21 protein-coding genes are annotated in these 21,463 nt (G+C 73.9%); 15 read left to right on the top strand and 6 right to left on the bottom strand.

The features are described from left to right. Window positions 1-32 precede the first annotated feature (32 nt). Window positions 33-956: a sulfotransferase gene (locus tag GCE86_RS24910; RefSeq protein ID WP_163636859.1), complete on the bottom strand. Its 924-nt coding sequence runs from the start codon at window positions 954-956 to the stop codon at window positions 33-35. Between the two features lie 308 nt (window positions 957-1,264). On the opposite strand from GCE86_RS24910, the gene GCE86_RS24905 reads away from it, so the two are divergent. The 4 genes from GCE86_RS24905 to GCE86_RS24890 are packed head-to-tail and all read left to right on the top strand — an operon-like array spanning window position 1,265 to window position 4,165. Continuing rightward, complete coding sequence (locus tag GCE86_RS24905; protein WP_154229156.1) at window positions 1,265-1,705, top strand: glycosyltransferase family 28 protein; 441 nt, start codon at window positions 1,265-1,267, stop codon at window positions 1,703-1,705. A gap of 56 nt (window positions 1,706-1,761) precedes the next feature. Then, window positions 1,762-2,295 carry a glycosyltransferase gene (locus tag GCE86_RS24900; protein ID WP_154230665.1) on the top strand — a complete coding sequence of 178 codons (534 nt, stop codon included), beginning with the start codon at window positions 1,762-1,764 and terminating at the stop codon, window positions 2,293-2,295. Beyond that, on the top strand, window positions 2,292-3,254 hold the full coding sequence (locus GCE86_RS24895; RefSeq protein WP_154229155.1) for a sulfotransferase family protein: 963 nt from the start codon (window positions 2,292-2,294) through the stop codon (window positions 3,252-3,254). Before GCE86_RS24900 ends, GCE86_RS24895 begins: the two co-directional genes overlap by 4 nt. Then, window positions 3,251-4,165 carry a glycosyltransferase family 2 protein gene (locus GCE86_RS24890; RefSeq protein WP_154229154.1) on the top strand — a complete coding sequence of 305 codons (915 nt, stop codon included), beginning with the start codon at window positions 3,251-3,253 and terminating at the stop codon, window positions 4,163-4,165. The genes GCE86_RS24895 and GCE86_RS24890 overlap by 4 nt, the downstream gene beginning before the upstream one ends. A gap of 10 nt (window positions 4,166-4,175) precedes the next feature. Here the strand turns inward: GCE86_RS24890 and GCE86_RS24885 are convergent, their stop codons facing one another. Together GCE86_RS24885 and GCE86_RS24880 are read right to left on the bottom strand one after the other, a co-directional pair. After that, window positions 4,176-5,327, bottom strand: coding sequence for a glycoside hydrolase family 26 protein (locus tag GCE86_RS24885; RefSeq protein WP_154229153.1), 1,152 nt, complete (start codon window positions 5,325-5,327; stop codon window positions 4,176-4,178). Between the two features lie 100 nt (window positions 5,328-5,427). Beyond that, window positions 5,428-6,243: a 3'(2'),5'-bisphosphate nucleotidase CysQ gene (locus GCE86_RS24880; protein ID WP_154229152.1), complete on the bottom strand. Its 816-nt coding sequence runs from the start codon at window positions 6,241-6,243 to the stop codon at window positions 5,428-5,430. 201 nt (window positions 6,244-6,444) lie between these two features. Here GCE86_RS24880 and GCE86_RS24875 point away from each other — a divergent pair, with 201 nt between their 5' ends. Together GCE86_RS24875 and corA are read left to right on the top strand one after the other, a co-directional pair. Further along, window positions 6,445-7,539, top strand: a complete 1,095-nt coding sequence (locus tag GCE86_RS24875; RefSeq protein ID WP_154229151.1) for an aminotransferase-like domain-containing protein — start codon at window positions 6,445-6,447, stop codon at window positions 7,537-7,539. Between the two features lie 368 nt (window positions 7,540-7,907). Further along, window positions 7,908-9,056 (top strand): magnesium/cobalt transporter CorA, encoded by a 1,149-nt coding sequence (gene corA, locus GCE86_RS24870; protein ID WP_154229150.1) that lies wholly within the window; start codon window positions 7,908-7,910, stop codon window positions 9,054-9,056. A gap of 69 nt (window positions 9,057-9,125) precedes the next feature. Here corA and GCE86_RS24865 read toward each other — a convergent pair whose 3' ends face one another. After that, the gene (locus GCE86_RS24865; protein WP_154229149.1) at window positions 9,126-9,929 is read right to left on the bottom strand and encodes a hypothetical protein; all 804 of its coding nucleotides are present in this window, start codon (window positions 9,927-9,929) and stop codon (window positions 9,126-9,128) included. Window positions 9,930-10,013: 84 nt separating this feature from the next. Here GCE86_RS24865 and GCE86_RS24860 point away from each other — a divergent pair, with 84 nt between their 5' ends. Together GCE86_RS24860 and GCE86_RS24855 are read left to right on the top strand one after the other, a co-directional pair. Then, the gene (locus tag GCE86_RS24860) at window positions 10,014-10,544 is read left to right on the top strand and encodes a peptidylprolyl isomerase (RefSeq protein WP_107075444.1); all 531 of its coding nucleotides are present in this window, start codon (window positions 10,014-10,016) and stop codon (window positions 10,542-10,544) included. A 25-nt stretch (window positions 10,545-10,569) separates the two neighbouring features. Then, the gene (locus GCE86_RS24855) at window positions 10,570-11,514 is read left to right on the top strand and encodes a rhomboid family intramembrane serine protease (protein WP_154229148.1); all 945 of its coding nucleotides are present in this window, start codon (window positions 10,570-10,572) and stop codon (window positions 11,512-11,514) included. Window positions 11,515-11,545: 31 nt separating this feature from the next. On the opposite strand, the gene GCE86_RS24850 is transcribed toward GCE86_RS24855, so the two are convergent. Continuing rightward, complete coding sequence (locus tag GCE86_RS24850; RefSeq protein ID WP_244317064.1) at window positions 11,546-11,980, bottom strand: PH domain-containing protein; 435 nt, start codon at window positions 11,978-11,980, stop codon at window positions 11,546-11,548. Window positions 11,981-12,080: 100 nt separating this feature from the next. Between GCE86_RS24850 and GCE86_RS24845 the strand changes: the two genes are divergently transcribed. The 7 genes from GCE86_RS24845 (at window position 12,081) to GCE86_RS24815 (ending at window position 19,758) form a co-directional block, all read left to right on the top strand. After that, the gene (locus GCE86_RS24845; RefSeq protein WP_154229147.1) at window positions 12,081-13,253 is read left to right on the top strand and encodes a thiolase family protein; all 1,173 of its coding nucleotides are present in this window, start codon (window positions 12,081-12,083) and stop codon (window positions 13,251-13,253) included. A gap of 42 nt (window positions 13,254-13,295) precedes the next feature. Further along, entirely contained in the window at window positions 13,296-14,273 is a 978-nt protein-coding gene (locus GCE86_RS24840; protein WP_244317063.1) for a phosphotransferase, read from the top strand. Between the two features lie 227 nt (window positions 14,274-14,500). Further along, window positions 14,501-16,240 carry a COG1361 family protein gene (locus GCE86_RS24835; RefSeq protein WP_154229145.1) on the top strand — a complete coding sequence of 580 codons (1,740 nt, stop codon included), beginning with the start codon at window positions 14,501-14,503 and terminating at the stop codon, window positions 16,238-16,240. A 140-nt stretch (window positions 16,241-16,380) separates the two neighbouring features. Continuing rightward, the gene (locus GCE86_RS24830) at window positions 16,381-16,893 is read left to right on the top strand and encodes a hypothetical protein (protein ID WP_154229144.1); all 513 of its coding nucleotides are present in this window, start codon (window positions 16,381-16,383) and stop codon (window positions 16,891-16,893) included. A gap of 69 nt (window positions 16,894-16,962) precedes the next feature. Further along, window positions 16,963-17,655 (top strand): response regulator transcription factor, encoded by a 693-nt coding sequence (locus tag GCE86_RS24825; RefSeq protein ID WP_154229143.1) that lies wholly within the window; start codon window positions 16,963-16,965, stop codon window positions 17,653-17,655. Continuing rightward, a complete protein-coding gene (locus GCE86_RS24820; protein WP_154229142.1) occupies window positions 17,648-19,093 on the top strand; it encodes a sensor histidine kinase in 1,446 nt (481 codons plus the stop codon). Before GCE86_RS24825 ends, GCE86_RS24820 begins: the two co-directional genes overlap by 8 nt. Window positions 19,094-19,149: 56 nt before the next feature. After that, entirely contained in the window at window positions 19,150-19,758 is a 609-nt protein-coding gene (locus GCE86_RS24815) for a hypothetical protein (RefSeq protein WP_154229141.1), read from the top strand. A gap of 48 nt (window positions 19,759-19,806) precedes the next feature. Here the strand turns inward: GCE86_RS24815 and GCE86_RS24810 are convergent, their stop codons facing one another. After that, on the bottom strand, window positions 19,807-21,405 hold the full coding sequence (locus tag GCE86_RS24810) for a ricin-type beta-trefoil lectin domain protein (RefSeq protein ID WP_154229140.1): 1,599 nt from the start codon (window positions 21,403-21,405) through the stop codon (window positions 19,807-19,809). Between the last annotated feature and the right edge of the window lie 58 nt (window positions 21,406-21,463).

Genomic DNA, 21,463 nt, shown 5'->3' with positions numbered 1-21,463 from the left:
GCCGCCGCGCGGCCGCCGCCGGACCCGGCCGGTCAGCGGTAGTCGTACCTCCGGCGCAGCGGCCAGGTCATCGCGCCGACCATCCGGCGGCGCCCCGGCGCGTACTCCCGGCGCCACTTCTCGTCGAGGCTGAGCGCGATGGGCCCGCTGCGCATCCGGATCCGTCCGCCGGCCACCGCGTGCGAGCCGGCCTGCTCGAACTCGGTGCCGTGCAGGAACGACAGCGGATCGACCTGCCCGGTCACGTCGGCGGTGAGGGCGGCGATCCGGCCCAGCTCGCTCCGCGGGTCGCGGACCAGGTCCTCGTACCGGACGACCACCCGCGGTACGCCGGACCGGGCGAGCGACGAGATCATCGCGTTGACGGTGACCCAGCGCCGCGCGGTCAGCCGGGCGGAGCGCTGGTTCATCCGGCCCTTGGTGGAGGTGCCCTCGGGCAGCTCGACGACCTGGCTCCAGGAGTAGGCCACCCCGCGCGGATCGCGGAGGATGTGCACCAGACGCAGGTCGATCTCCGGAGCGCGGGCCAGGATGTACGCCAGCGACGGGCGCTTGGTCGAGTCGACCACCACCTTGGCCCCGGACACCTGGGCGATCGCGCGGTAGAGCTTGGTGATCAGGGCCGTGTAGCGCTCCAGGTCCTGCCGGAAGCCCGGCGTGACCCGGGAGCCCACGATCAGGGGCACCTTGCCGGTGGCGTCGACACGGCGTTGCAGCGCCCGCACCTCCTGCACGTCGATGTTCGCCCAGCCGCCGTACGCCTGCCGGCCGACCTCACCCCAGAACGGGCACTCGTCGAAGTGCTGCCCGCAGGCGCAGCGGAAGTTGCGCTCCACCCCCGACTGCCAGAGGTAGAACAGCTCGCCGACGTCGCAGTGGTCGACGAACTGCCCGAGCATCAGGTCGAGCAGGGTGGAGCCACTGCGCGGCATCCCGCAGACGTAGAGCACCGTCACCCGGCCGGTGCCGGACGGAGCGCCAGCCCCTGAACCGTCTCCCGCCAGAGGCTGCTGGGCCGTCATCGATCGCTTCTCCTCGTACCCGGTGGATGTCAAGCGGCAGTGTAGGCGCGATCGGAAGAGCGCGGGCCGGCGGAAACCTCGGAACCGTGCGTCCGGCGGGTTCGTGAATGCGACTGCCACTTCTGTTCCGCGGGCCGTCCCGTTAGATTGTTCCGGCGCTTCGTAGCTCAGGTGACCGTCCCGGGTGGGTGGCACGGGTGCGCGATGGGGAGGCGGTTGGAGACGTGGAGCCCGGTGAAGTCATGCTTGTGGGTTCCAGCGGTGGGCACCTGGCCCAGCTGCTGGCGCTTGCTCCCTGGTACCGCGGCCGCGCGCGGTCCTGGGTGACCTTCGACACCCCGGACGCGCGTTCGCTGCTCGACGGGGAGCAGGTGGTGTGGGCGCACCATCCCACCACCCGCAACCTGAAGAACCTGGTCCGCAACCTGCTGCTCGCGGTCCGGACGCTCAAGCGGCGGAACGTCGACGCGGTGGTCACCACCGGCGCCGGCGTCGCGCTGCCGTTCGTCGTGGTGGCCCGGCTGCGCGGTATCCCCACCGTCTACATCGAGGTGTACGACCGGATCGACAGCCCCACGCTCACCGCCCGGCTCTGCCGCCCGTTCCTCTCCGTGATGCTGGTGCAGTGGGAAGAGCAGCGCCGCTTCTACCCCGACGGCACCCTGGTGGGGAACCTCCTGTGACCGCGTTCATTCCCCGGCAACCGGAAACCGGGCCGGAGCAGGACACCGTGCTGGCGATGGTCGGCACCGACGTGCACCGCTTCGACCGGCTGGTCGGCTGGCTGGAGCGCTGGTGGACGGCGCGTGCCGGCGGTGCCCAGCAGGTCCGGCTCGTCCTCCAGTACGGCAGCAGCACCCCGCCGAACCTGCCGGACGCGGTGCCGTTCCTGGCCCACGAGGAATTGCAGCGGGCGATCGCCGAGGCCAGCGTCGTGGTCTGCCACGGCGGGCCGGCCACCATCACGGAGGCCCGGCGCACCGGTCACCTGCCGATCGTGGTCCCGCGCGACCCGACCTACCACGAGCACGTCGACAACCACCAGCAGCTCTTCGCCCGGCGCCTCGGCGCCGCCGGCATGGTGCGGCTGGTCGAGACGGAAGCCGACCTGGTCGAGTCGCTCGACAAGGCGCTCGTCGACCCGAGGGCGTTCCGGGTGGTCGCCGACCCGGACCTGCCCGACCCCCGGGCCGCCGCGGCCGTGCGCGTCGGCCAGATCGTCGAGGACCTGGTACGCCAGCGTGCGTCGGGACGGCGCCGGTGGCGGCGGTGACCGGCCCCGCCCGCGTGCTCTTCGTGGGTGGGCTGGGGCGTAGCGGCTCCACCCTGCTCGAGCTGATCCTCGCCCAGCACCCCGACGTCTGTGCCGTGGGCGAGGTGGTGCACCTGTGGGAGCGGGCCCTCGGGGGTGACGAACGCTGCGGCTGCGGCGAGCGTTTCACGGCCTGCGACTTCTGGCAGCGCGTCGGCGACCACGCCTTCGGCGGCTGGGACGCGGTGGACCGGGACGAGGTGCTGGCGCTCAAGGCCGAGGTGGACCGGACCCGGCACATCCCCCAGCTCGCCCGGGGCGACCTGCCCGCCGAGCAGTTGGCGGCGGTGCGCCGGTACGCCGACCTCTACGCCCGGATCTACCGGGCGGCGACCGAGGTCACCGGCGCCGAGGTGGTGGTGGACTCCAGCAAGCACGCCTCGTTGGCGTTCGCCCTGCGCTGGGCACCGGATCTCGACCTGCGGGTCGTCCACCTGGTCCGGGACAGCCGGGCGGTCGCCTACTCCTGGGCCAAGCAGGTCCGCCGCCCCGAGGTGGTGGACAGCGAGGCGTACATGCCGACCTTCTCCCCGTTCACGGTGAGCGGCCTGTGGACCGCGCAGAACGCCGCGTTCCACCTGCTCGCCGCCCGGGTGCCGGTGGTCCGGCTGCGCTACGAGGACTTCACCGCCGATCCGCGTGGCACCGTCGCCCGGGTACGCCGGTTCGCCGGCCTCGCCGACACGGCGGACGCGCTGCGGGTGCTCGACGAGCCGCCCGTGCCGCTGGTCCGGGCGCACAGCATCGCCGGCAACCCCCTGCGCTTCAGCGCGGGCCCGCTGCGGGTGCGACAGGACAACGCCTGGCGGGAGAACCTGCCGACCCGCAGCCGTGCCGTGGTCAGCGCCGCGACGCTGCCGCTGCGGTTGCGCTACGGATATCTCGGCGGCGGCCGAACGAACAGCACGGAGGCGTCGTGACCGCGAGCAATTCGCCACAGGTGACCGCCGTGGTCCCGACCCGGGACCGGCCGGTGCTGCTGCGCGCCGCCCTCGACGCGATCCTGGGTCAGGACTACCCCGGTGGGATCGACGTGGTGGTCGTCTACGACCAGTCCGAGCCCGACCTCACCCTCGCCGAGGACCCGCGGATCCGGGTGGTCACCAACAGCCGTACCCCCGGCCTGGCGGGCGCCCGCAACACGGGCATCCTGGCCGCCACCGGCGAGCTGGTGGCGTTCTGCGACGACGACGACGAGTGGCTGCCCGGCAAGCTGGCCGCCCAGGTGGCCGCGCTGCGGGCGGCACCGGACGGCGCCTTCGTCAGCTGCGGCATCCGGGTCGACTACGACGGTCGCAGCGTCGACCGCTCGCTGCCGATGGACCGGGTGCCGCTGACGGCGCTGCTGCGGGACCGGCACACCGAACTGCACCCGTCCACCTTCCTGATCCGGCGGGACGCCCTGGTCGACGCGATCGGGCTGGTCGACGAGGAGATCCCGGGCAGCTACGCGGAGGACTACGAGTTCCTGCTCCGCGCCGCCCGGCACGCGCCGCTGGTCAACCTGACCGAGCCGTACGTGACGGTGCGCTGGCACAAGCGGTCGTACTTCGCCCAGCGCTGGGAGACCATCTCCACCGCGTTGCAGTGGCTGCTCACCCGCTACCCCGAGTTCGCGACCGTGCCGGCGGGGGAGGCCCGGGTCGCCGGGCAGATCGCCTTCGCCCAGGCCGCGATGGGAAACCGCCGGGAGGCCGTCCGCTGGGCCCGCCGGACGCTGGCCGGCAACCCGAAGGAGCCCCGCGCCTACCTGGCGCTCGCCGTGGCCAGCAAGGCCGTGAACCCCGACCGCGTCCTGCGTACGCTGCACAAACGCGGTCGGGGCATCTGAGCCGGACCGGTCAGCTCGGCGCCGAGCACCAGGCGCGCCAGGCGTCCTTGCTGGGTGTGTCGGTGAGCCGGAAGTCTCCGCCGGACACCTGGTAGTCGTAGTACGCCACCCAGAGCGGTCGCTGGCCGTTCAGGTAGGTGCTCATCGAGCGGATCCAGGCGGCGCGTCCGGCTCCGCTGTCCCCGGCGATCCGTACGCTGCCGGTCTCGGCGAGGCCCCACGGCTTGCCGAGCGCCTTCGACTTGCTGATCATCGGTCCGAAGACCTTGGCCGGCTCGGTGTAGCGGTTGTACTTGCCGCCGCTGTTGTAGCAGTCCCAGCCGAGCACGTCGACGACGTCGCCGCCCGGGTAGTAGTCGTTGAAGTTCCGCCCCGAGTTCGGGTTCAGCGTCCAGCACATCAGGATCAGGGTGGCCCGCAGCCGCGGGTTCCGGGCGCGGTCGGCGAGGCCGGCCACCCGGCGCCAGGCGGCGCGGAACTGGGCGGTGGTGTAGTTGCCGTCCTCCACGTCGTTCTCCGGCTCGTGGAAGTACGACCAGTAGACGTCGTGGTCACGCGGGATCGAGGCGAACCACTTCGCCAGCCGGGCGTCGTGCTTGCCGGCCGAGACCTCGCCGGGCGGCGCCTTGAAGGAGACCACCACCGTCCGGTTGACGACGTCGGCGCGGCTGCCCGGCCAGGCGGGCGGCAGACCCGGGTAGAACACCCGGACCATCCGCAGCGGCCCGTAGGCGCGGTCGGACCGGGCGAGCCCGGCGCTGAAGCTCTCGCCGCCGAGCAGGTGGATGCTCGCTCCGGGCAGAGTGGTCCGCGGCGCGGGGAAGGGCCGGAAGCCCCCGCCGGGAGTCGCGGACGGCGACGCGCTGGGTCCGAGGCTCGGATTCGCGCCGAGCCCCGTCACACCGCCCGGCGTGGCGGCCGGCAGGGACGCGGCCGGGCCGGGCTCCGGTGCGTTGCTCCCCGGCCCCCCCGGTGCGGCCTGCCGGGCGGGCTCGTCATCCCGGGTGACCGCGATGGCAACCGTCGTGCTGAGCAGGACGACGGCCGCGGTGATGGCGACGAGCCAGCCGCGCCGGAACAGGCGGCGGGGCCGCCGGCCCGGCGGCGGAGCCGGGGCCGGGTACGGGTCGAGAACGGGGGCGATTGACGGGCCGGGTCCCATGACCCTCCTCTGGATCGGCGTGTCAGCTGCTTCCCGGCTCGGCGCCGGCGCCACCTCGACGTGCAACGAGCCAGGCGGCGGGTCGGTGCGGCGACCGGTCTCACAGGAACCGGTCGATGGCCTTCAGCAGCTGCTCGGCATGCTCGGGCCGGCAGACGAGCAGGTCGGGCAGGCGCGGGTTGGCGGCGTTGTAACGCAGCGGCGAACCGTCGATGCGGGACGCGTGCATCCCCGCACCGAGCGCGACGGCCACCGGGGCGGCGGAGTCCCACTCGTACTGCCCTCCGGCGTGCACGTACGCGTCGGCCTGGCCGGTCACCACCGCGCACACCTTGACGCCCGCGGAGCCCATCGGCACCGCCTCCGCGCCCAGCTCCTCGATCAGCTGGGGGACGAACGCGGGCGGCCGGCTGCGGCTCACCGCGATCCGCAGCGGGCCGTCGGCCGCCGGAGCGGTGGGCTCGCTCGTTCCCAGGACCAGCGGGTCGCCGTCCGCGCCGGTCCGCGCCGGCATGCCGACGGCGCCGGCGGTCAGCCCGCCGTCCGGGCCGGCCGAGCGTTCCCAGAGGGCCACGTGGACGGCCCAGTCGGTGCGGCCCTCCTCGGAGAACTCGCGGGTGCCGTCCAGGGGGTCGATGATCCAGACCCGGTCGGCGTCGAGCCGGGCCGGCCGGTCGCCGGTGGAGAAGTCCTGCCGGGAGTCCGCCTGCTCCTCGGAGAGCACCTCGTCGGCCGGCCGGTAGCGGGCCAGCGCCGCCAGCATCAGCTCGTGCGAGGCGCGGTCGCCGGCGTCCTTGAGCGCCCGCGGGTCGGCGAAGCCCTGGCTGGCCCGCAACGCGGTCAACGCGCTGCCGGCATGGCCGGCCAACCACCGCGCGAAGGCCTGATCGTCGAGCCGGTCGATGTCGTCCGACACCTGCTACCCACCACCTTCTCTGGCGTCGACGGGCGGCCGGCGGTCCCTGTCGCCCGGACCGCACCATATTGGCCGGTGGGGTGAGCCGACAACAAGTGCGGCGGCCGGAACGGTACGCCCGGCCCACCGAGTTCTGCCCGCATGTTGAACTTCGCGTGTATGGCGGTCGGACCCGCCGGGCCAGGCCCTAGGCTCGTGCGCATGACCGCCGAGCAGCTGATCTCCTTCGCCCGTGGCGCTCCCTCGTTGGACATCGTCGATGTCGAGGGGCTCAAGGCCGCCGCCGTCCGCGCCTTCGACGCCGACCCCGCCGGGATCACGGCGTACGGCACCTCTGTCGGCTACCCGCCCCTGCGGAAGTGGATCGCGGAGAAGCACGGCGTCGAGGCCGACCAGGTGCTGATCACCAACGGCTCGCTCCAGGCCGACGCGTTCCTCTTCGACCACCTGGTGCGCCGGGGCGACGCGGTGGTCGTCGAGCGCCCGACGTACGACCGGACGCTGCTCAACCTCCAGCAGATGGGCGGCGAGATCCACGGCGTGACGATCCAGCCCGACGGTCTGGACACGGCCGAGCTGCGCAAGCTGCTGGAGTCGGGGGTCCGGCCCCGGCTGGCCCACGTCATCCCGAACTACCAGAACCCGGCCGGCGTGACCCTCTCCCTGGAGAAGCGTCGCGAGCTGCTCGACCTGGCCGCCGAGTACGGCTTCACGATCTTCGAGGACGACCCGTACGCGGACATCCGCTTCCGGGGCGAGCCGCTGCCCTCGATGCTGTCGATGGACAGCCGGGGCGTCGTGGTGCACGCCTCCAGCTTCACGAAGACGGTCTGCCCGGGCGTCCGCGTCGGTTACCTGGTCGGCCCCGCGGACGTGATCGCGACGATCGCCAAGCGGGCCACCAGCCTCTACATCTCGCCCGGCATGGTCTCCGAGGCGATCGTGCACCAGTTCTGCGTCTCCGGTGAGATCGAGCGGTCGATCCACACGGTGCGGAGCGCGCTCGGCGAGCGCGCCGTGGTGCTGGCCGAGTCGCTGCGCCGGCACATCCCCGAGGCGCGGTTCGTGGAGCCGGACGGCGGCTACTTCCTCTGGGTCGAGCTGCCCGAGGACGTGGACGTCGACCGGCTCGCCCCGGCGGCGGCCGAGCGTGGCGTCGCGGTGGTCAAGGGCAGCGACTTCATGATCGACGGCGGCCGCCACGCGCTCCGGCTGGCCTTCTCCGCGGTGACGGCCGACCGCATCGACGAGGGTGTCCGGCGGCTGGCCGAGGCGATGGCGGCCGTCCGAGGCTAGCTGTCTGTCGGGTTTCCGACAGAATGGCGTTACCGGCCGGTCCGGCTCTCCCGCTGAGCCGGCCGGCGGCCCACAATGCTGCGAGCGCCGCTCACCTCTCCTCGGTGGCCGGTCCGCCGACCGGGTAGGCCACGCGCCGCCCCGTCCGGGCCGCCGGCGCGCACAGCACAACTCCCGCCCCCAATGGGTGCCGGGTGGGCCGTGTCGCCCCTCACCCCCCTGACGCGGCCGGCCCGCCCGGCGCCGTCACCCGCCTCGCGGCGACGTGACGCGGGTCGCACCGGGCCGCCCGCCCCGTGCTCGCCGGCGCTGCACCCCGTCCCGATCGGCGTAACCTGCAAGCCGCAGCTTCGTGGAGAGGGGGCGAGATGACGGACCGGGTGGCACGCGACCGCAGCGCCGGGCAGAACGGCGACCGGGCACCCAGACCACGGGCCTGGGCCGCCCCGGTACGCGCCATGTCGCGCATCCTCAACGCCGACGGCTCCCCGCGTACGACCCAGCCGGCCGACTCCGGACGGAGCGGGATCGTCAACTGCGGCCTCTACGTCGACGGCGAGCGCCGGCCCGGCGAGTGGCACTACGCCGAGGCCCTGGCCGCCGCCCGCGAGGAGCGGAACGGCTTCGTCTGGCTCGGCCTGCACGAGCCGGAGCTGGAGGAGATGACCGCGATCGCGGCCACCTTCGGCCTGCACGAGCTGGCCGTGGAGGACGCGGTCAAGGCCCAGCAGCGTCCCAAGCTGGAGCGCTTCGGCGACGTCGCGTTCCTGGTGCTGCGCACCGCCCGCTACTGCGAGCACACCGAGCTGACGGAGAACTCCGAGGTCGTGGAGACCGGCCAGGTGATGCTCTTCATCGGGCCGAACTTCCTGATCAGCGTCCGGCACGGGGACGCCTGCCGGCTGTCGCCGGTCCGGGCCGACCTGGAGGCGAAGCGGGACCTGCTGGAGCACGGCCCGTGGGCCGTCGCGTACGCGGTCACCGACCGGGTGGTCGACCTCTACCTGGAGGTGGCCGACCGGCTGGAGGACGACCTCGACGTGCTGGAGGCGGACGTCTTCGACCGGCAGGGCAGCGGGCGGATCCAGCGGATCTACCAGATGAAGCGGGAGCTGGTGGAGTTCAAGCGGGCCGTGGTGCCGTTGCAGCGCCCGCTGCTCACCCTCACCTCGCAGGTCAACCGGGAGGTGCCGCAGGAGGTGCGGCGCTACTTCCGGGACGTGCAGGACCACCTCAGCCGCACCGTCGAGCAGGTGAACTCCTACGACGACCTGCTCAACTCCATCCTCCAGGCGCGGCTGGCCCAGGTCACCGTCGACCAGAACAACGACATGCGCAAGATCGCGGCCTGGGCCGCGATCGGTGCGGTGTGGACCGCCATCGCGGGCATCTACGGCATGAACTTCAAGTACATGCCGGAGCTCGGCTGGACGTACGGCTACCCGGGCGTGTGGGCGCTGATGCTCATCTCGTCGTTCACGCTCTACCGGCTGTTCCGCCGCAACGGCTGGCTCTGACCCGCAGACGGAAGCGCCGGCCGCGTGGGGCGTACCCCCGCGCGCCGGCGCTTTCCGGTGACCGTCGGGTCAGCGGCGACCGCTGGACTTGGCGGTGCTCCGGCCGTTCTGCGTGGCCTTGGTGACGTCGTCCGCCGGGCGGCCGGAAACGTCCCGGGCACCCTCGGCGACCGAGGGAACCTTGTCGGTCGGCTGGATCACCGGCTGGCTGCTCGACGTGGCGGTCGAGGCGCTGCCGCTGCCGGCCACCGCCGAACTGCCGGCGCCGGTCGGGCCGGCCTGGGTGACCTTCGCGGTCGCGTCCGGGGTCTCCACCACGATGGTGTCCACGTCCTCCCGCATCGGCTCCAGCTTGCCGGTCGGGTCGTACTCGGCCCATTCCTGCTGCTCGCGGCGGCGCCGCATGGCCATCGCGCCGGCCAGGCCGGCGACGGTCCCGGCGACCAGCAGGCCGGTCGTCATGCCGCGCGACCTCTTCTGCTTCTTCTTCGCGGCCTTCATGTTCTTCGCCTTCACCTTCTTGCTCATCGCGGCCTGCTTGGCGGCGGCGGCCTTCCGACCGGTCAGGGCCTTGCCGGCGGCCTCGGCCTGGGCGTTGCGCATCGTCATGAGCAGCGGCGCGAGCGCGGCGACCGTCGATGCCACACCGCTCGACGCCCGGTCCCGGACGACGATCGCGGTGGGCCCGACAGCGCCCCGGGCTGCCTGGACGCGCGGGCCGACCGTGGCGCCGGCACCCTTCGCCGCGTGCGTGGCGGCCTGCCTCAGGTGACCGATGCCCTGGTTCAGCTCCGCCCTCGCGAGCTGCCCCTGGGTCTTGCGCCGCCCGATTCCAAACACGGTCCCACCTCCTGGGAGTTGTTCCTCCGTCATCCTCCACCTTCGGATGCCTCCGCATGGCCAGATCGGGCACATGGGAGGATCCGCATGGAACTGACCAACGAGTGAGGAGTACCCGTGGCCGAGGCTGTCTACGCCACCTTGCACACCAACGCTGGCCCGATCCGGCTGGAGCTCTTCCCGAACCACGCGCCGAAGACCGTCCGCAACTTCGTCGAGCTGGCCGAGGGCACCCGGGAGTACATCGACCCGCGTACCGGCCAGCCGGGCAGCGGGCCGTACTACGACGGCACCATCTCGCACCGCGTGATCAGCGGATTCATGGTCCAGATGGGCGACCCGACCGGCACCGGTCGCGGTGGCCCGGGCTACAAGTTCGCGGACGAGTTCCACCCGGAGCTGCGCTTCGACCGGCCCTACCTGCTCGCGATGGCGAACGCCGGGCCGGGCACCAACGGCTCGCAGTTCTTCATCACGGTGGGCCCGACGCCGCACCTGAACAACCGGCACACCATCTTCGGTCAGGTCGCGGACGAGCAGTCGGCGAAGGTCGTGGATTCGATCGCCAACACCCCGACCGGCCCGAGCGACCGGCCGCTCCAGGACGTGGTCATCGAGCGCGTCGAGATCGAGCGCAAGCCGGCCTGAGCGTCGCGCGGGTACCTTTGCTCGCATGACTGAGCGCTCCGGGCAGGCAGGCGACGCCACCGGCGGGCCGGCGCCGACCACTCCGGTCTGCTACCGGCACCCCGATCGGGAGACGTACGTCCGGTGCACCCGCTGTGACCGGCCGATCTGCCCGGAGTGCATGCGGGACGCCTCGGTGGGCCACCAGTGCCCGGAGTGCGTCAACGAGGGACGCCGCAGCGTGCGGCCGGCGCGTACCGCCTTCGGGGGCGGTGCCGCCGGCCGCCAGGGCTACGTCACCAAGACGCTGATCGCCCTGAACGTCCTGGTGATGGTGCTGTCCATCGCCTCCGACCGGGGCGGGGACGCGGCCGCCGGTGGGTCCGGTTTCGGCGGCCTCATGGGCGGCTCGACGCCGCTGACCAACTGGGGCGCCGTGCTCGGCCAGGCCGTCTTCCCCGACGGCACCGTCGGCGGGGTGGCCGAGGGCCAGTGGTACCGGCTGGTCACCGCGATGTTCCTGCACTACGGCCTGGTGCACCTGCTGCTCAACATGTGGGCGCTCTGGGTGCTGGGGCGCAACCTGGAGGCGGTGCTCGGCCCGCTGCGGTTCCTGGCGCTCTACCTGATCGCGGGGCTCGGCGGAAACGTCGCCGTCTACCTGTTCAGCGCCCCCAACCAGCCCGCCGTCGGTGCGTCGACGGCCATCTTCGGCCTGTTCGCCGCGATCTTCGTGATCCTCCGCCGGCTGGGCCGGGACACCTCGGCCATCGTGCCGATCCTCGTGATCAACCTGATCTTCACGTTCACCGTGCCGGGCATCTCGGTGGCCGGGCACCTCGGCGGGCTGGTGGTCGGGGCGCTGATGGCCCTGGTCCTGGCGTACGCCCCGCGGATGCGGCGGACCGCCTTCCAGGTCGCCGGCGGGGCGATCCTGCTGGTGGCGCTACTCGGGCTGATCCTCGTCCGCACGGCCACGCTCACCGGCTGACCGGGCGCGGCCGGCTCAGGGCGCGGCGGGCTCAGCGCGCGGCGGCGCGGGCGGCCTCCAGCGCGGCGGCGACCTCCTCGGGCGGCGCGTCCAGGTCGTAGCGGCCGAACAGGTGCAGCGACTCGCCCGCGTCGATCTCCAGCGTCTCGGCGGTGAGCCCGCGCCGCGTACGCCGCTCCACCCGGATCGCCTCCACGGCCGCCCAGGGAAGGCGTCGGCGGCGGGCGTAGCCCTGGATCACTGTGATCCCCTCCGGGTCGGCGGCCAGCCGGACCGGCGCGACCAGGTCGCGAAGCGCCCACCCGAGCAGCGCGGCCGCGGCCAGGCCGGCGAGCACGAGCTGGATCCGGTCCTCGCCCGCGAAGAGCAGGCCCAGCGCGACCAGCACGAGCGCGCCGAGCGCCTTGACCGCCGGCAGCAGGGGCGGCACCCGCCACTGCCGGGCCGGGGACGACTGTGGAGTCACGGTCCCAGCATGCCAGCCGGACGGGCCCCGGACCGGGGGGAGGACGACCGGCCGGGTCAGCACGTAGGATCGGGGCAAGCCAAGTTACCGGGGAGTAGTCATGAGTGACGCGGTCATCGTCGGTGCGGTACGGACCCCGGTCGGGCGACGCAAGGGCAGCCTCGCCGGCGTGCACCCGGTCGACCTCTCGGCGCACGTGCTGCGCGCCCTCGCCGAGCGGACCGGCATCGATCCCGGCGACGTCGACGACGTGGTGTGGGGCTGCGTGTCGCAGGTCGGCGAGCAGTCGTGGAACGTGGCACGCAACGCCGTCCTGGCCGCCGGCTGGCCCGAGTCGGTCCCCGGCACCACCCTCGACCGGCAGTGCGGGTCCAGCCAGCAGGCGCTGCACTTCGCCGCCGCCACCGTGCTCTCCGGCCAGGCCGACCTCGTCGTGGCCGGCGGCGTCGAGTCGATGACGCGGGTGCCGATGGGCTCCAGCGTGGCCGGCGGGATGCCGTTCAGCGCGGCGATCCTCGAGCGCTACCGCGGCGTCGAGGGCGTCGCCGCGGACAGCCCGCTCCCGTTCAACCAGGGCGTCGGCGCCGAGCTGATCGCCCAGCGGTGGCGCTTCTCGCGTACCCAGCTCGACGAGTTCGCGCTGGCCAGCCACGAGAAGGCGGCCGCCGCGCAGGACGCCGGGGCGTTCGACCCGGAGCTCGCGCCGGTGGCGCTGGCCGACGGCGGCAAGTTCAGCGCCGACGAGGGCATCCGGCGGGACACGTCGCTGGCCAAGCTCGGCGAGCTGGCCACCCCGTTCAGGGCCGACGGCGTGGTCACCGCCGGCTCCGCGTCGCAGATCTCCGACGGGGCCGCGGCGCTCGCGGTCACCACCAGCGAGTGGGCCAGCCGGCACGGCCTGCGCCCGCTGGCCCGGGTGCACACCGCCGTGGTCGCGGCCGACGACCCGGTCACCATGCTCACGGCCCCCATCCCGGCCACCGCGAAGGCGCTGCGCCGCGCGGGGCTGGGCATCGAGGAGATCGGGGTGTACGAGGTGAACGAGGCGTTCGCCCCGGTGCCGCTGGCCTGGCTGGCGGAGACCGAGGCCGACCCGGAGCGGCTGAACCCGCGCGGCGGGGCGATCGCGCTCGGCCACCCGCTCGGCGGCTCCGGCGCCCGGATCATGACCACGATGCTCCAGCACATGCGCGACAACGGGATCCGCTACGGCCTCCAGACCATGTGCGAGGGCGGCGGCATGGCCAACGCCACCATCGTCGAGCTGCTCTGAAATCGCTGGCCGCCGCCGGGGGCGCCGCCTAGCGTGCCGACCGTGACGACACCCGACTGGTCCGATCCGCGGTGGCGGGACGCCGCGCTGGCCTGGGTCGGTGACGCGCTGGGCCGGCACGGCCGGCGGGTGACCGGCCCGGTGGAGCCCCGGGTCCGCCCCTGGTCGCTCGTCTGGCGGGTGCCCACCGACGCCGGCCCGGCCTGGTTCAAGGCCAACAACGCGGGCACCCGCTTCGAGGCGGCGCTCCTGGCCGAGCTGGCCCGGCTCGCCCCGGAGGCGGTGCTCGACCCGCTCGCCGTGGACCCCGCGCGCGGCTGGTCGCTGCTGCCCGACGGCGGCCCGAGCCTGCGGGACGTGCTCGCCGGGGACCTGACGCTCTGGGAGCGGGTGCTGCCCGCGTACGCGGCCGTGCAGATCGCGGTCGCGCCGAGGGTCGACCGGTTGCTCGCCGCGGGGGTGCCCGACCACCGGCCGGAGCTGATGCCGGCACTCCTCGACGGGCTGCTCGACGACTCCGACGCCCTGCTGCTGGGCCGGCCGGACGGGCTGACCCCGGAACTGCACGCGCGGCTGCGGGCGCACCGGCCGGAGTTCGCGGCGACCTGCCGTCGGCTGGCGGAGTTCGGGGTCCCGGCCAGCGTCCAGCACGACGACCTGCACGACGGGAACGTCTTCGTCGCCGACGCCGGCTACCGCTTCTTCGACTGGGGCGACGCCTCGGTGGCCCACCCGTTCGCCACTCTGCTGGTGACGCTCAACTCGGTGGCGCACGGCGCCGGGCTGGCACCGGGCGACCCGGTGCTGGGCCGGTTGCGGGACGCCTACCTGGAGGCGTGGACCGGCCGGTACGACCGGGCGGCCCTGCGGGAGGCCGCCGGGCTGGCCATGACGGTCGCCACCGTGAGCCGGGCGCTGTCCTGGCGGCGCGCCCTGGCCACGCCCGATCCGGCCCGGTCCGAGTACGCGGCCGCCGTGCCCGGCTGGCTCGGGGAACTCTTCGCTCCCAGCCCTGCCTGAGACGGCGGCCGCGGCGGCGATCAGTGCGTGGCCGGCCCGGTGGCGTCCCGGTTGCCCGTCGGTGAACAGTGGAGGGTGTGGCGGCTCGCTGCGTAACGGCCGTCGGCCGGGCAGCGCCTGAATCGATGGATGCCGGCCGAGGCCGACCGCCCCCGACGGGGTGACGTGGCGGCCCCCGGCACCCGGCGGCGCCGGCCGCGCCGCCGTTCCACCGACGAAAGGCAGGCATGCCCGTCATCCGCTTCGTCCGTTCCAGTCGTCCCGGCGGCCCGGCGCTGCGCGCCGGAGTCGCCGCCCTCGCCCTCACCACCGCCGCCACGGCCCTCGGCGCCGGCCCGGTCTCCGCCGCCCCGCCCCGCGCCGACCTGGGGCTCACCGTGACGCCCGACCCGGCACGCGTCCTGGTGGCCGGTCAGGTGGCCGGCATCGGGGTCGACCTGCTCAATCACGGTCGTGCCACCGCCGAGGGCGTCACTCTCACCTTCCGCCTCCCGCAGGGCGTCGCGCCCGCCGGTGAGGGCGGCGTCCCGTCCGACAGCCCGTGGCACTGCGTCCTCTCGACCCCGGTCACGAGCTGCACGCACCCGGCGCTCGCCGCCGGGGCGGCCGCCGCCCCGCTGAAGCTTCAGGTGCGGCTGCCGGCCGGGCAGGACGGCGGCACCCTCACCGTGCCGGTCGGCGTGACCACGACCAGCCGGGAGAGTTCCACCGCCGACAACGCCGGTACGGCCGTCTTCACCTACGACGCGAGCATCGTGGTACCCGAGCCGGAGGTCGCGGACCTCGGGCTCACGGTCACCCCGGATCCGGAGCGGGTCCTGGTCGACGGCCAGGCGGCCGGCGTCGGGTTGGCCCTGGTCAACCGGGGCAACGCCGTCGCCGACGGAATCAACCTCCACGTCCGGCTGCCCGACGGCGTGACCGTCGCCGGCGAAGGCGGCGGGGTGCCGGCGGACGGCCCCTGGCAGTGTGACGTCTCCGCGCCGGTGGTCGCCTGTACGCACCCGGCGCTCGCCGCGGGGGAGGCCGCCGCCGCGCTGACCCTGGGGGTGCGGCTCCCGGGCGGCACGGACGGGTCGACCATCACCGTGCCGGTGGACGTGAGCACCACCAGCGAGGAAGCGAACAGCGGCGACAACATCGGCGACGCGGTCTTCACCTACGACGCGAGCATCGTGCCCGAGCCGCACGGCGCCGACCTCCGGTTCACCACCCTCGACGTCCGGCCCTACTGGGTGGTCGCGGGTGACACGGTCCGTACGACCTGGGAGTTCGAGAACGTCGGCGACATGGTGGCCGAGGACGTCACCATGCGGATCACCCTTGACCCGCGGCTGCGCCCGGTCGCCGCCGACGGGGTGGCCGCGCCGTGGCAGTGCACCACCGTCACCGACGGGTGGGACTGCCGGCACGCGCCGATGGTCACGGGCGAGCAGGCGGTGATCGCCCTCGACTTCACGGTGGTCGGCGGCGTCGCGGGTGACCTGATCCCGTTCCAGGGCGTGCTCACCACCGCCACGCCGGAGTTGCCCTCGGGGGCCAACGAGATCGGCACCAGCGTCGAGTTCGCGGACACCAGCACCGTGCACGGTCAGCTCTGGCAGGACCTGGACGGCGACGGCCGGCGCGACGCCGAGGACGTGGCGGTCGACCCGGTCGCCGCGAACGCCTCGGTGTGGGTGGTGCCGACCTTCGCCGGGCAGCCGAACGGCACCCCGATCGCCGTGCCGGTGGCCGCCGACGGCAGTTGGACCGTGGAGGTCAAGCCGAACCAGTACCGGGTCGAGGTGCGGGTCGCGGCCACGTACGACTTCACCGGGCGGGACGCCACCGACGACGCCGTGGACTCGGACGTCTCCCGGTACGCCGTCGAGGGCGACGAGGTGATCGGCCACAGCGTCGACCAGTACGTGCCGAACGGCAGCGAGTGGCAGGTCGACGCCGGACTGGTACGCGTCACCTCCTGACCCCACCACGGGCCCCGGCCGCCCTCGCGGCGACCGGGGCCCGCCGTCTGTCGCACATCGAGTGCGATTTGCACGGGTGGAAGTTCCAGAAATCGGGAGTGACCCATATCACCCCTGCTCACATGCTCGTTGCATCTTGCATGGACGTGTTCTCGCGAACGTTCCTTCCGGCCGCCGCCGAGACCGGCCTGGCGACCCAGACCGTCAGCCGGCACATGCCGGTCTTCCGCCGGTGCGTCGGCTCCGGCGACGCGACCATCCTGGTCACCCGCTGCAGCCGTCCGGACCACCCGATCGGCGGCGACTACCTCATGCTGCTCACCCACCGCCGCCTGGTGGTCACTCAGCAGACCCGGGTGCTGCACCGGCTGCGCCTGCACCTCAACACCGAACTACGCGAGCTCAGCAACGTCACCTGGAGCCCCGACCCGCGGTCGCACAGCCTGGAGCTGGCGGCCACCGCGATCGACGGGGTCCGGGAGCGGTTCCTCATCCGGACCCACCACCCGAAGCAGGTGTGGCAGCTCGACACCCTGCTCAACCACGCCTTCCGGACGCGGCTCCGGACGCCCGCGGAGCGGCTGGTCGCCACCATCGGCCAGCCGCCGGCCGCCGCCCGCACGGCCGTGCTCCGGCCCGCGACGGTCCGCTGACCGGCTCCTTACCGAACCCGAACATTCCGCCGGCCGCCCGACCGGCCCCCGGTCGGTAATCATGGGCCGGTGACCGCCGACGCCGCTCCGCGTGGGCTCGTCCTCGTGGTGGAGGACGAGCCGGCCATCGCCGACCTGGTCCGGCTCTACCTGACCCGGGACGGGTTCGGCGTACACCTGGAACGGGACGGGTCGGCCGGGCTGGCCGCCGCGCGGCGGCTGCGGCCGGTGGCCTGCGTGCTCGACATCGCGCTGCCCGGCCTGGCCGGCACCGAGATCTGCCGGCGGCTGCGCGAGGCCGGCGACTGGACGCCGGTCATCTTCCTCACCGCACGCGACGACGAGGTCGACCGGATCGTCGGCCTGGAACTGGGCGCCGACGACTACGTGACGAAGCCGTTCAGCCCCCGCGAGCTGGTCGCCCGGGTCCGGGCGGTGCTGCGCCGCGCCGCCGGCGCACCCGCCACGGCCGAGCAGCCCCGGGTGGTCGGCGCGGTCACCCTCGACCCGGCCCGCCGCACGGTCACCGCCGGCGGCGCCCCGGTGCAGCTGACCTCCACCGAGTTCGACCTGCTCGCGCACCTGATGGCCCGGCCCGGCCGGGTCTTCACCCGGGAGGAACTGCTGGCCGGCGTCTGGGGGTACGCGGCACACGCCGGCACCCGGACCGTCGACGTGCACGTGGCGCAGGTGCGGGCGAAGCTCGGCCCGGCCAGCGTGATCCGCACCCACCGCGGCGTCGGGTACGCGGCCGATGCCTGAACAGCCCACCGTCGCGCTCCCGGTCATCGGGTCCGGCCCGGCGGCCCCGCCCCGGCGGCGGTTCGCGCACACCCTGACCGCCCGCGCCGTGCTGGTCACCTGCGCGGTGGCGCTGGTGTCGGTGCTGGTCACCGCGCTGGTCGCGGTGCCCCTGGCGGTACGCGGGGCGGAGCGGCGCGACCAGGAGGCGCTGGCCGCGCAGGCCCGGCTGGCCGCCGAGGTGCTCCGGGTCCGCGCGGCGCGCCAGCGGGACAATGCCGGGGACCGGCTCATCCGCCAGCTCCGCCAGCAGCAGATCCAGGTGTACCTGGTCCGGGCCGGCCAGGCCGACCACGCCGGCCTGCCCCCGCAGGTGGTGAAGCGGGTGGCGGCCGGCCGGGACGTCTCCGGCCGGCGGCTGGTCGGCGGCGAACGGGCCCTGGTCGAGGGGCGGGCGCTGCCCGGCGGCGACGGCGTCGTGCTGGCCCGGCCGACCCGCAACGGACCGTGGCGGCAGGTGCTGCTCAGCCTCTGGTTGCCGATGCTCGCCGGGCTCGCCGCCGGGGCGGCCGCCGGCCTGCTGCTGGCCCGCCGGCTGGCCCGGCCGATCCGCACCGCGGCCACGGCCGCCGCGCGGCTGCGGGCCGGGGACCGGGCGGTGCGCGTGCCCGTGGAGCCGCCCGACGAGGTGGCCGACCTGGCGTACGCGCTGAACGGGCTGGCCGCCGCGCTGGCCACCAGTGAGGGGCGGCAGCGCGAGTTCCTGCTCTCGGTCTCCCACGAGCTCCGCACCCCGCTCACCGCCATCCGCGGCTACGCCGAGGCGCTGGCCGACGGGGTCATCGAGGCCGACGCGGTGCCGGCCACCGGGCGGACGGTGCTCGCCGAGTCCGAGCACCTGGACCGGCTGGTCAGCGACCTGCTGGCGCTGGCCCGGCTGGAGGCCGCCGACTTCCCGCTGGAACCCGGGCCGGTCGACCTGACCCGGCTGGCCGCCGACGCGGCACGCACCTGGTCCGACCGGTGCGCGGCGGTCGGCGTGCCGTTCCGGGTGGAGACGCCGGACGGGCCGGTGCCCGCGTACACCGATCCGGGGCGGATCCGGCAGGTCGTGGACGGGCTGCTGGAGAACGCGCTGCGGGTCGTACCCCCGGGGGCGCCCGTGGTGCTCGCGGTGCGGGCGGCCGGCGCGGACCCGGCCGCGGGCGGCTTCGTCGAGGTCCGGGACGGCGGACCCGGCTTCACCGACGACGACCTGGCGGTGGCGTTCGAGCGCGGGGCCCTGCACCAGCGGTACCGGGGGGTGCGCAAGGTGGGCAGCGGGCTCGGGCTGGCGCTCGCCGCCGGGCTGGTCCGGCGGCTCGGCGGCGAGATCCGGGCCGGTCACGCTCCGGAGGGCGGGGCGGCCTTCACCGTCCGGCTGCCCGGCGATCCTTACCTGACCCGAACATCGGCCTGACGATCCGCTCGCGGCGGTGGGGGAGGCTGACGGCACCACGGACGAGAGGAACACTGATGGCACGTCAGGGAATCGTCACCGGCGTCACGGCGCTGCTCGCGGCCGCCGCCCTCGGGCTCGCGGGATGCGGCCCGGCCGAGGTCGCCCAGGATTCGGCGAAGGAGACGGCCGTCGAGGTGGCCGCCGCCCTGGGTGCGGACGGTCAGGCGCTGGCCGCGCTCGGCGTCGACGCCGCCGAGCTGGACGTCGACCCCGTCGCCGCCCCGGCGCCGTCGGCCTCCGGCACGCCCGAAGAGCAGGCCGGCCCGCGCGGCAAGCGGGGCGAGCAGGCGCAGGAGTGGCGCAAGCGGCACCGCGCCCGGGTGCTGCTGCGCAGGAACACCCTGCACGGCGAGGTCGTGGTGCAGACGAAGGACGGCGGGACGAAGACCGTCGCCGTCCAGCGCGGCCAGGTGACCGCCATCGACGCCAGGTCGATGACCGTGAAGTCGACCGACGGCTTCACCATGACCTGGACCTTCGACGAGAAGCTCCGGGTGGTCGAGCGCCGCAGCACCGTGCAGCCCAGCGACATCAAGGTCGGCACGACGGTCGGTGTGGCCGGTGCGAAGGACGGCGACACGTCCGTCGCCCGCCTCGTCGTCGTACCGCTCAAGCAGCGCTGAGGCGGGGCACCGGGGCCGGCGTCAGCGCGCCGGCCCCGGTGCCGTTCCTCAGTAGACGCGCGACCCGATGAAGTCGTCGTGGCCGTAGCCGACCGGGTTCGCGTACGACCGGGACTCGAAGTACCACTGCTGGCGGCTGCTCGTCGAGCAGGTCGCCAGCCGCAGTCGCGGAGTGGTGAGCCAGGGGTTGTCGAAGCCGACGCAGAGGGTGGTCGCGCCGGCCGGCTTGAGCTGGTTGCCGGCGAAGACGAATTTCTGGTTGGCCCCGCCGTGGCAGTCGTGGACGTTGACCGCGGTGCCGGCGGTCAGGCTGCCGCCGCTCACGTCCAGGCAGCGGTCGTGGGAGAGCTCGGAGTGCAGCGACTGCCGGGCCGGGTCGTACCAGAAGCCCTGGTTGCGACCGCCGTGGCAGGCGTACGACTGCTGCACCGTGCCGTTGCGGGAGTCGTACCCCCTGCCGTCCACACAGGTCCCGGTGGCCGCGTTCCGCAGCTGCCGGAACTCCAGCAGCCCGTCGACCAGCACGCCCTGTCCGGTGCTGGCCGGGTCCACGCAGGTGGCCCGCTGCGCGCCCGAGTTCCAGAACTGGGTGACGCACTGGGCGAACATGCCGTGCCCGCGGTAGTTCGGGTGGAACGACTGCCGCGCCGCGTTCTCGTCCCAGATGCCCACCTCGATGTAGAGGCCGCGGACCGAGGTGTTGTCGGTGCACACCTCGTGGCCGTGGAAGAGCCGGCTGGCGTCCAGGTAGCGGGTGCCGGTGTTGCTGGCGGCGGCGCGCAGCGCCGACTCGAACATCGGCACGGCCTTGTTCCGGGCGAACGCCATGTCGGCCAGGTAGAGCAGGCAGCCGCCGGAGTACCAGCCGGGGAAGTTTGGATTGTCCTCGACGTCCGGGCTGCCCGGGCTCGGGTACGACATGAGCACCAGCTCGTAGTCCGAACGCAGGTAGCCGGCCCCCGTCATGGTCTGCCGGATCGAGGTCAGCGCGGCCTCGACCGCCTGCCGGCTGCCGTCGGTGCGGATCGTCCACTGGTCGGTGTAGGTGGGCCAGCACGCGCCCTGGAAGAAGACCCGGCGGATCGCGCAGTCGGTGGCCACCGGCCCGAACTGGATGGTGCCGTCGCCGTTCGCGCCGACCACCACCCAGATGAGCCGGACGTGCGTGTTGCGTGCCTTGATCGCCAACTGGTCGCCCTGGTTCAGCTCGTTGTGCTGGGTCGGCCCGCCGGCGATCAGGTTCCACGGGGTCGCCCCCGAGCAGGCCAGGTTGTACTTCTGGTCGGCCGGGATGCCGGTGCGGAACACCGCCTGGTCGTACGAGCGGTCGCACCAGTTCCCGTCCTGGTGGGTGCCGGGCACGTAGTTGCCGACGCCTTCACCGGAGATCTCGCTGTCGCCCATCGTGACCAGCGCGGTGCGCCGCTGTTCGAGGGGCCGGATGTCGGGGGAGCCGTAGAGGGCGGTGGCCTCGGCGGCGCGGACGGTCTCCAGCGCGGCGGGCAGCGGCTGGACGGCGGGCCGGTCGGCGGCGGCCGCGGGGGCGGCGGGACCGAACAGCATCGGCAGGGCGAGGGCGGCGGCGGACAGGACGGCCAGGGTGCGGCGTCGGGTCGTCCGTGCGCGCCTGGCGGGGGTACCAGACATCGACGCACTCCTTTCGCCTCGATCGCGGGATGTCGATCGAGTTACCAGAAGGTAACCG

The organism is Micromonospora terminaliae, assembly GCF_009671205.1.
Classification (GTDB): Bacteria; Actinomycetota; Actinomycetes; order Mycobacteriales; family Micromonosporaceae; genus Micromonospora; species Micromonospora terminaliae.
Note: the sequence above shows the minus strand (reverse complement) of the source record. Positions and strands in the feature narration are given on the sequence as shown.

Coding starts and splice junctions, on each gene's coding strand:
- corA (WP_154229150.1), top strand. CDS start 7,908: ATGACGGACCGGGTGGCACGCGACCGCAGCGCCGGGCAGAACGGCGAC.
- GCE86_RS24865 (WP_154229149.1), bottom strand. CDS start 9,929: ATGACGGAGGAACAACTCCCAGGAGGTGGGACCGTGTTTGGAATCGGG.
- GCE86_RS24905 (WP_154229156.1), top strand. CDS start 1,265: ATGCTTGTGGGTTCCAGCGGTGGGCACCTGGCCCAGCTGCTGGCGCTT.
- GCE86_RS24810 (WP_154229140.1), bottom strand. CDS start 21,405: ATGTCTGGTACCCCCGCCAGGCGCGCACGGACGACCCGACGCCGCACC.
- GCE86_RS24830 (WP_154229144.1), top strand. CDS start 16,381: ATGGACGTGTTCTCGCGAACGTTCCTTCCGGCCGCCGCCGAGACCGGC.
- GCE86_RS24900 (WP_154230665.1), top strand. CDS start 1,762: ATGGTCGGCACCGACGTGCACCGCTTCGACCGGCTGGTCGGCTGGCTG.
- GCE86_RS24885 (WP_154229153.1), bottom strand. CDS start 5,327: ATGGGACCCGGCCCGTCAATCGCCCCCGTTCTCGACCCGTACCCGGCC.
- GCE86_RS24875 (WP_154229151.1), top strand. CDS start 6,445: ATGACCGCCGAGCAGCTGATCTCCTTCGCCCGTGGCGCTCCCTCGTTG.
- GCE86_RS24815 (WP_154229141.1), top strand. CDS start 19,150: ATGGCACGTCAGGGAATCGTCACCGGCGTCACGGCGCTGCTCGCGGCC.
- GCE86_RS24855 (WP_154229148.1), top strand. CDS start 10,570: ATGACTGAGCGCTCCGGGCAGGCAGGCGACGCCACCGGCGGGCCGGCG.
- GCE86_RS24845 (WP_154229147.1), top strand. CDS start 12,081: ATGAGTGACGCGGTCATCGTCGGTGCGGTACGGACCCCGGTCGGGCGA.
- GCE86_RS24820 (WP_154229142.1), top strand. CDS start 17,648: ATGCCTGAACAGCCCACCGTCGCGCTCCCGGTCATCGGGTCCGGCCCG.
- GCE86_RS24835 (WP_154229145.1), top strand. CDS start 14,501: ATGCCCGTCATCCGCTTCGTCCGTTCCAGTCGTCCCGGCGGCCCGGCG.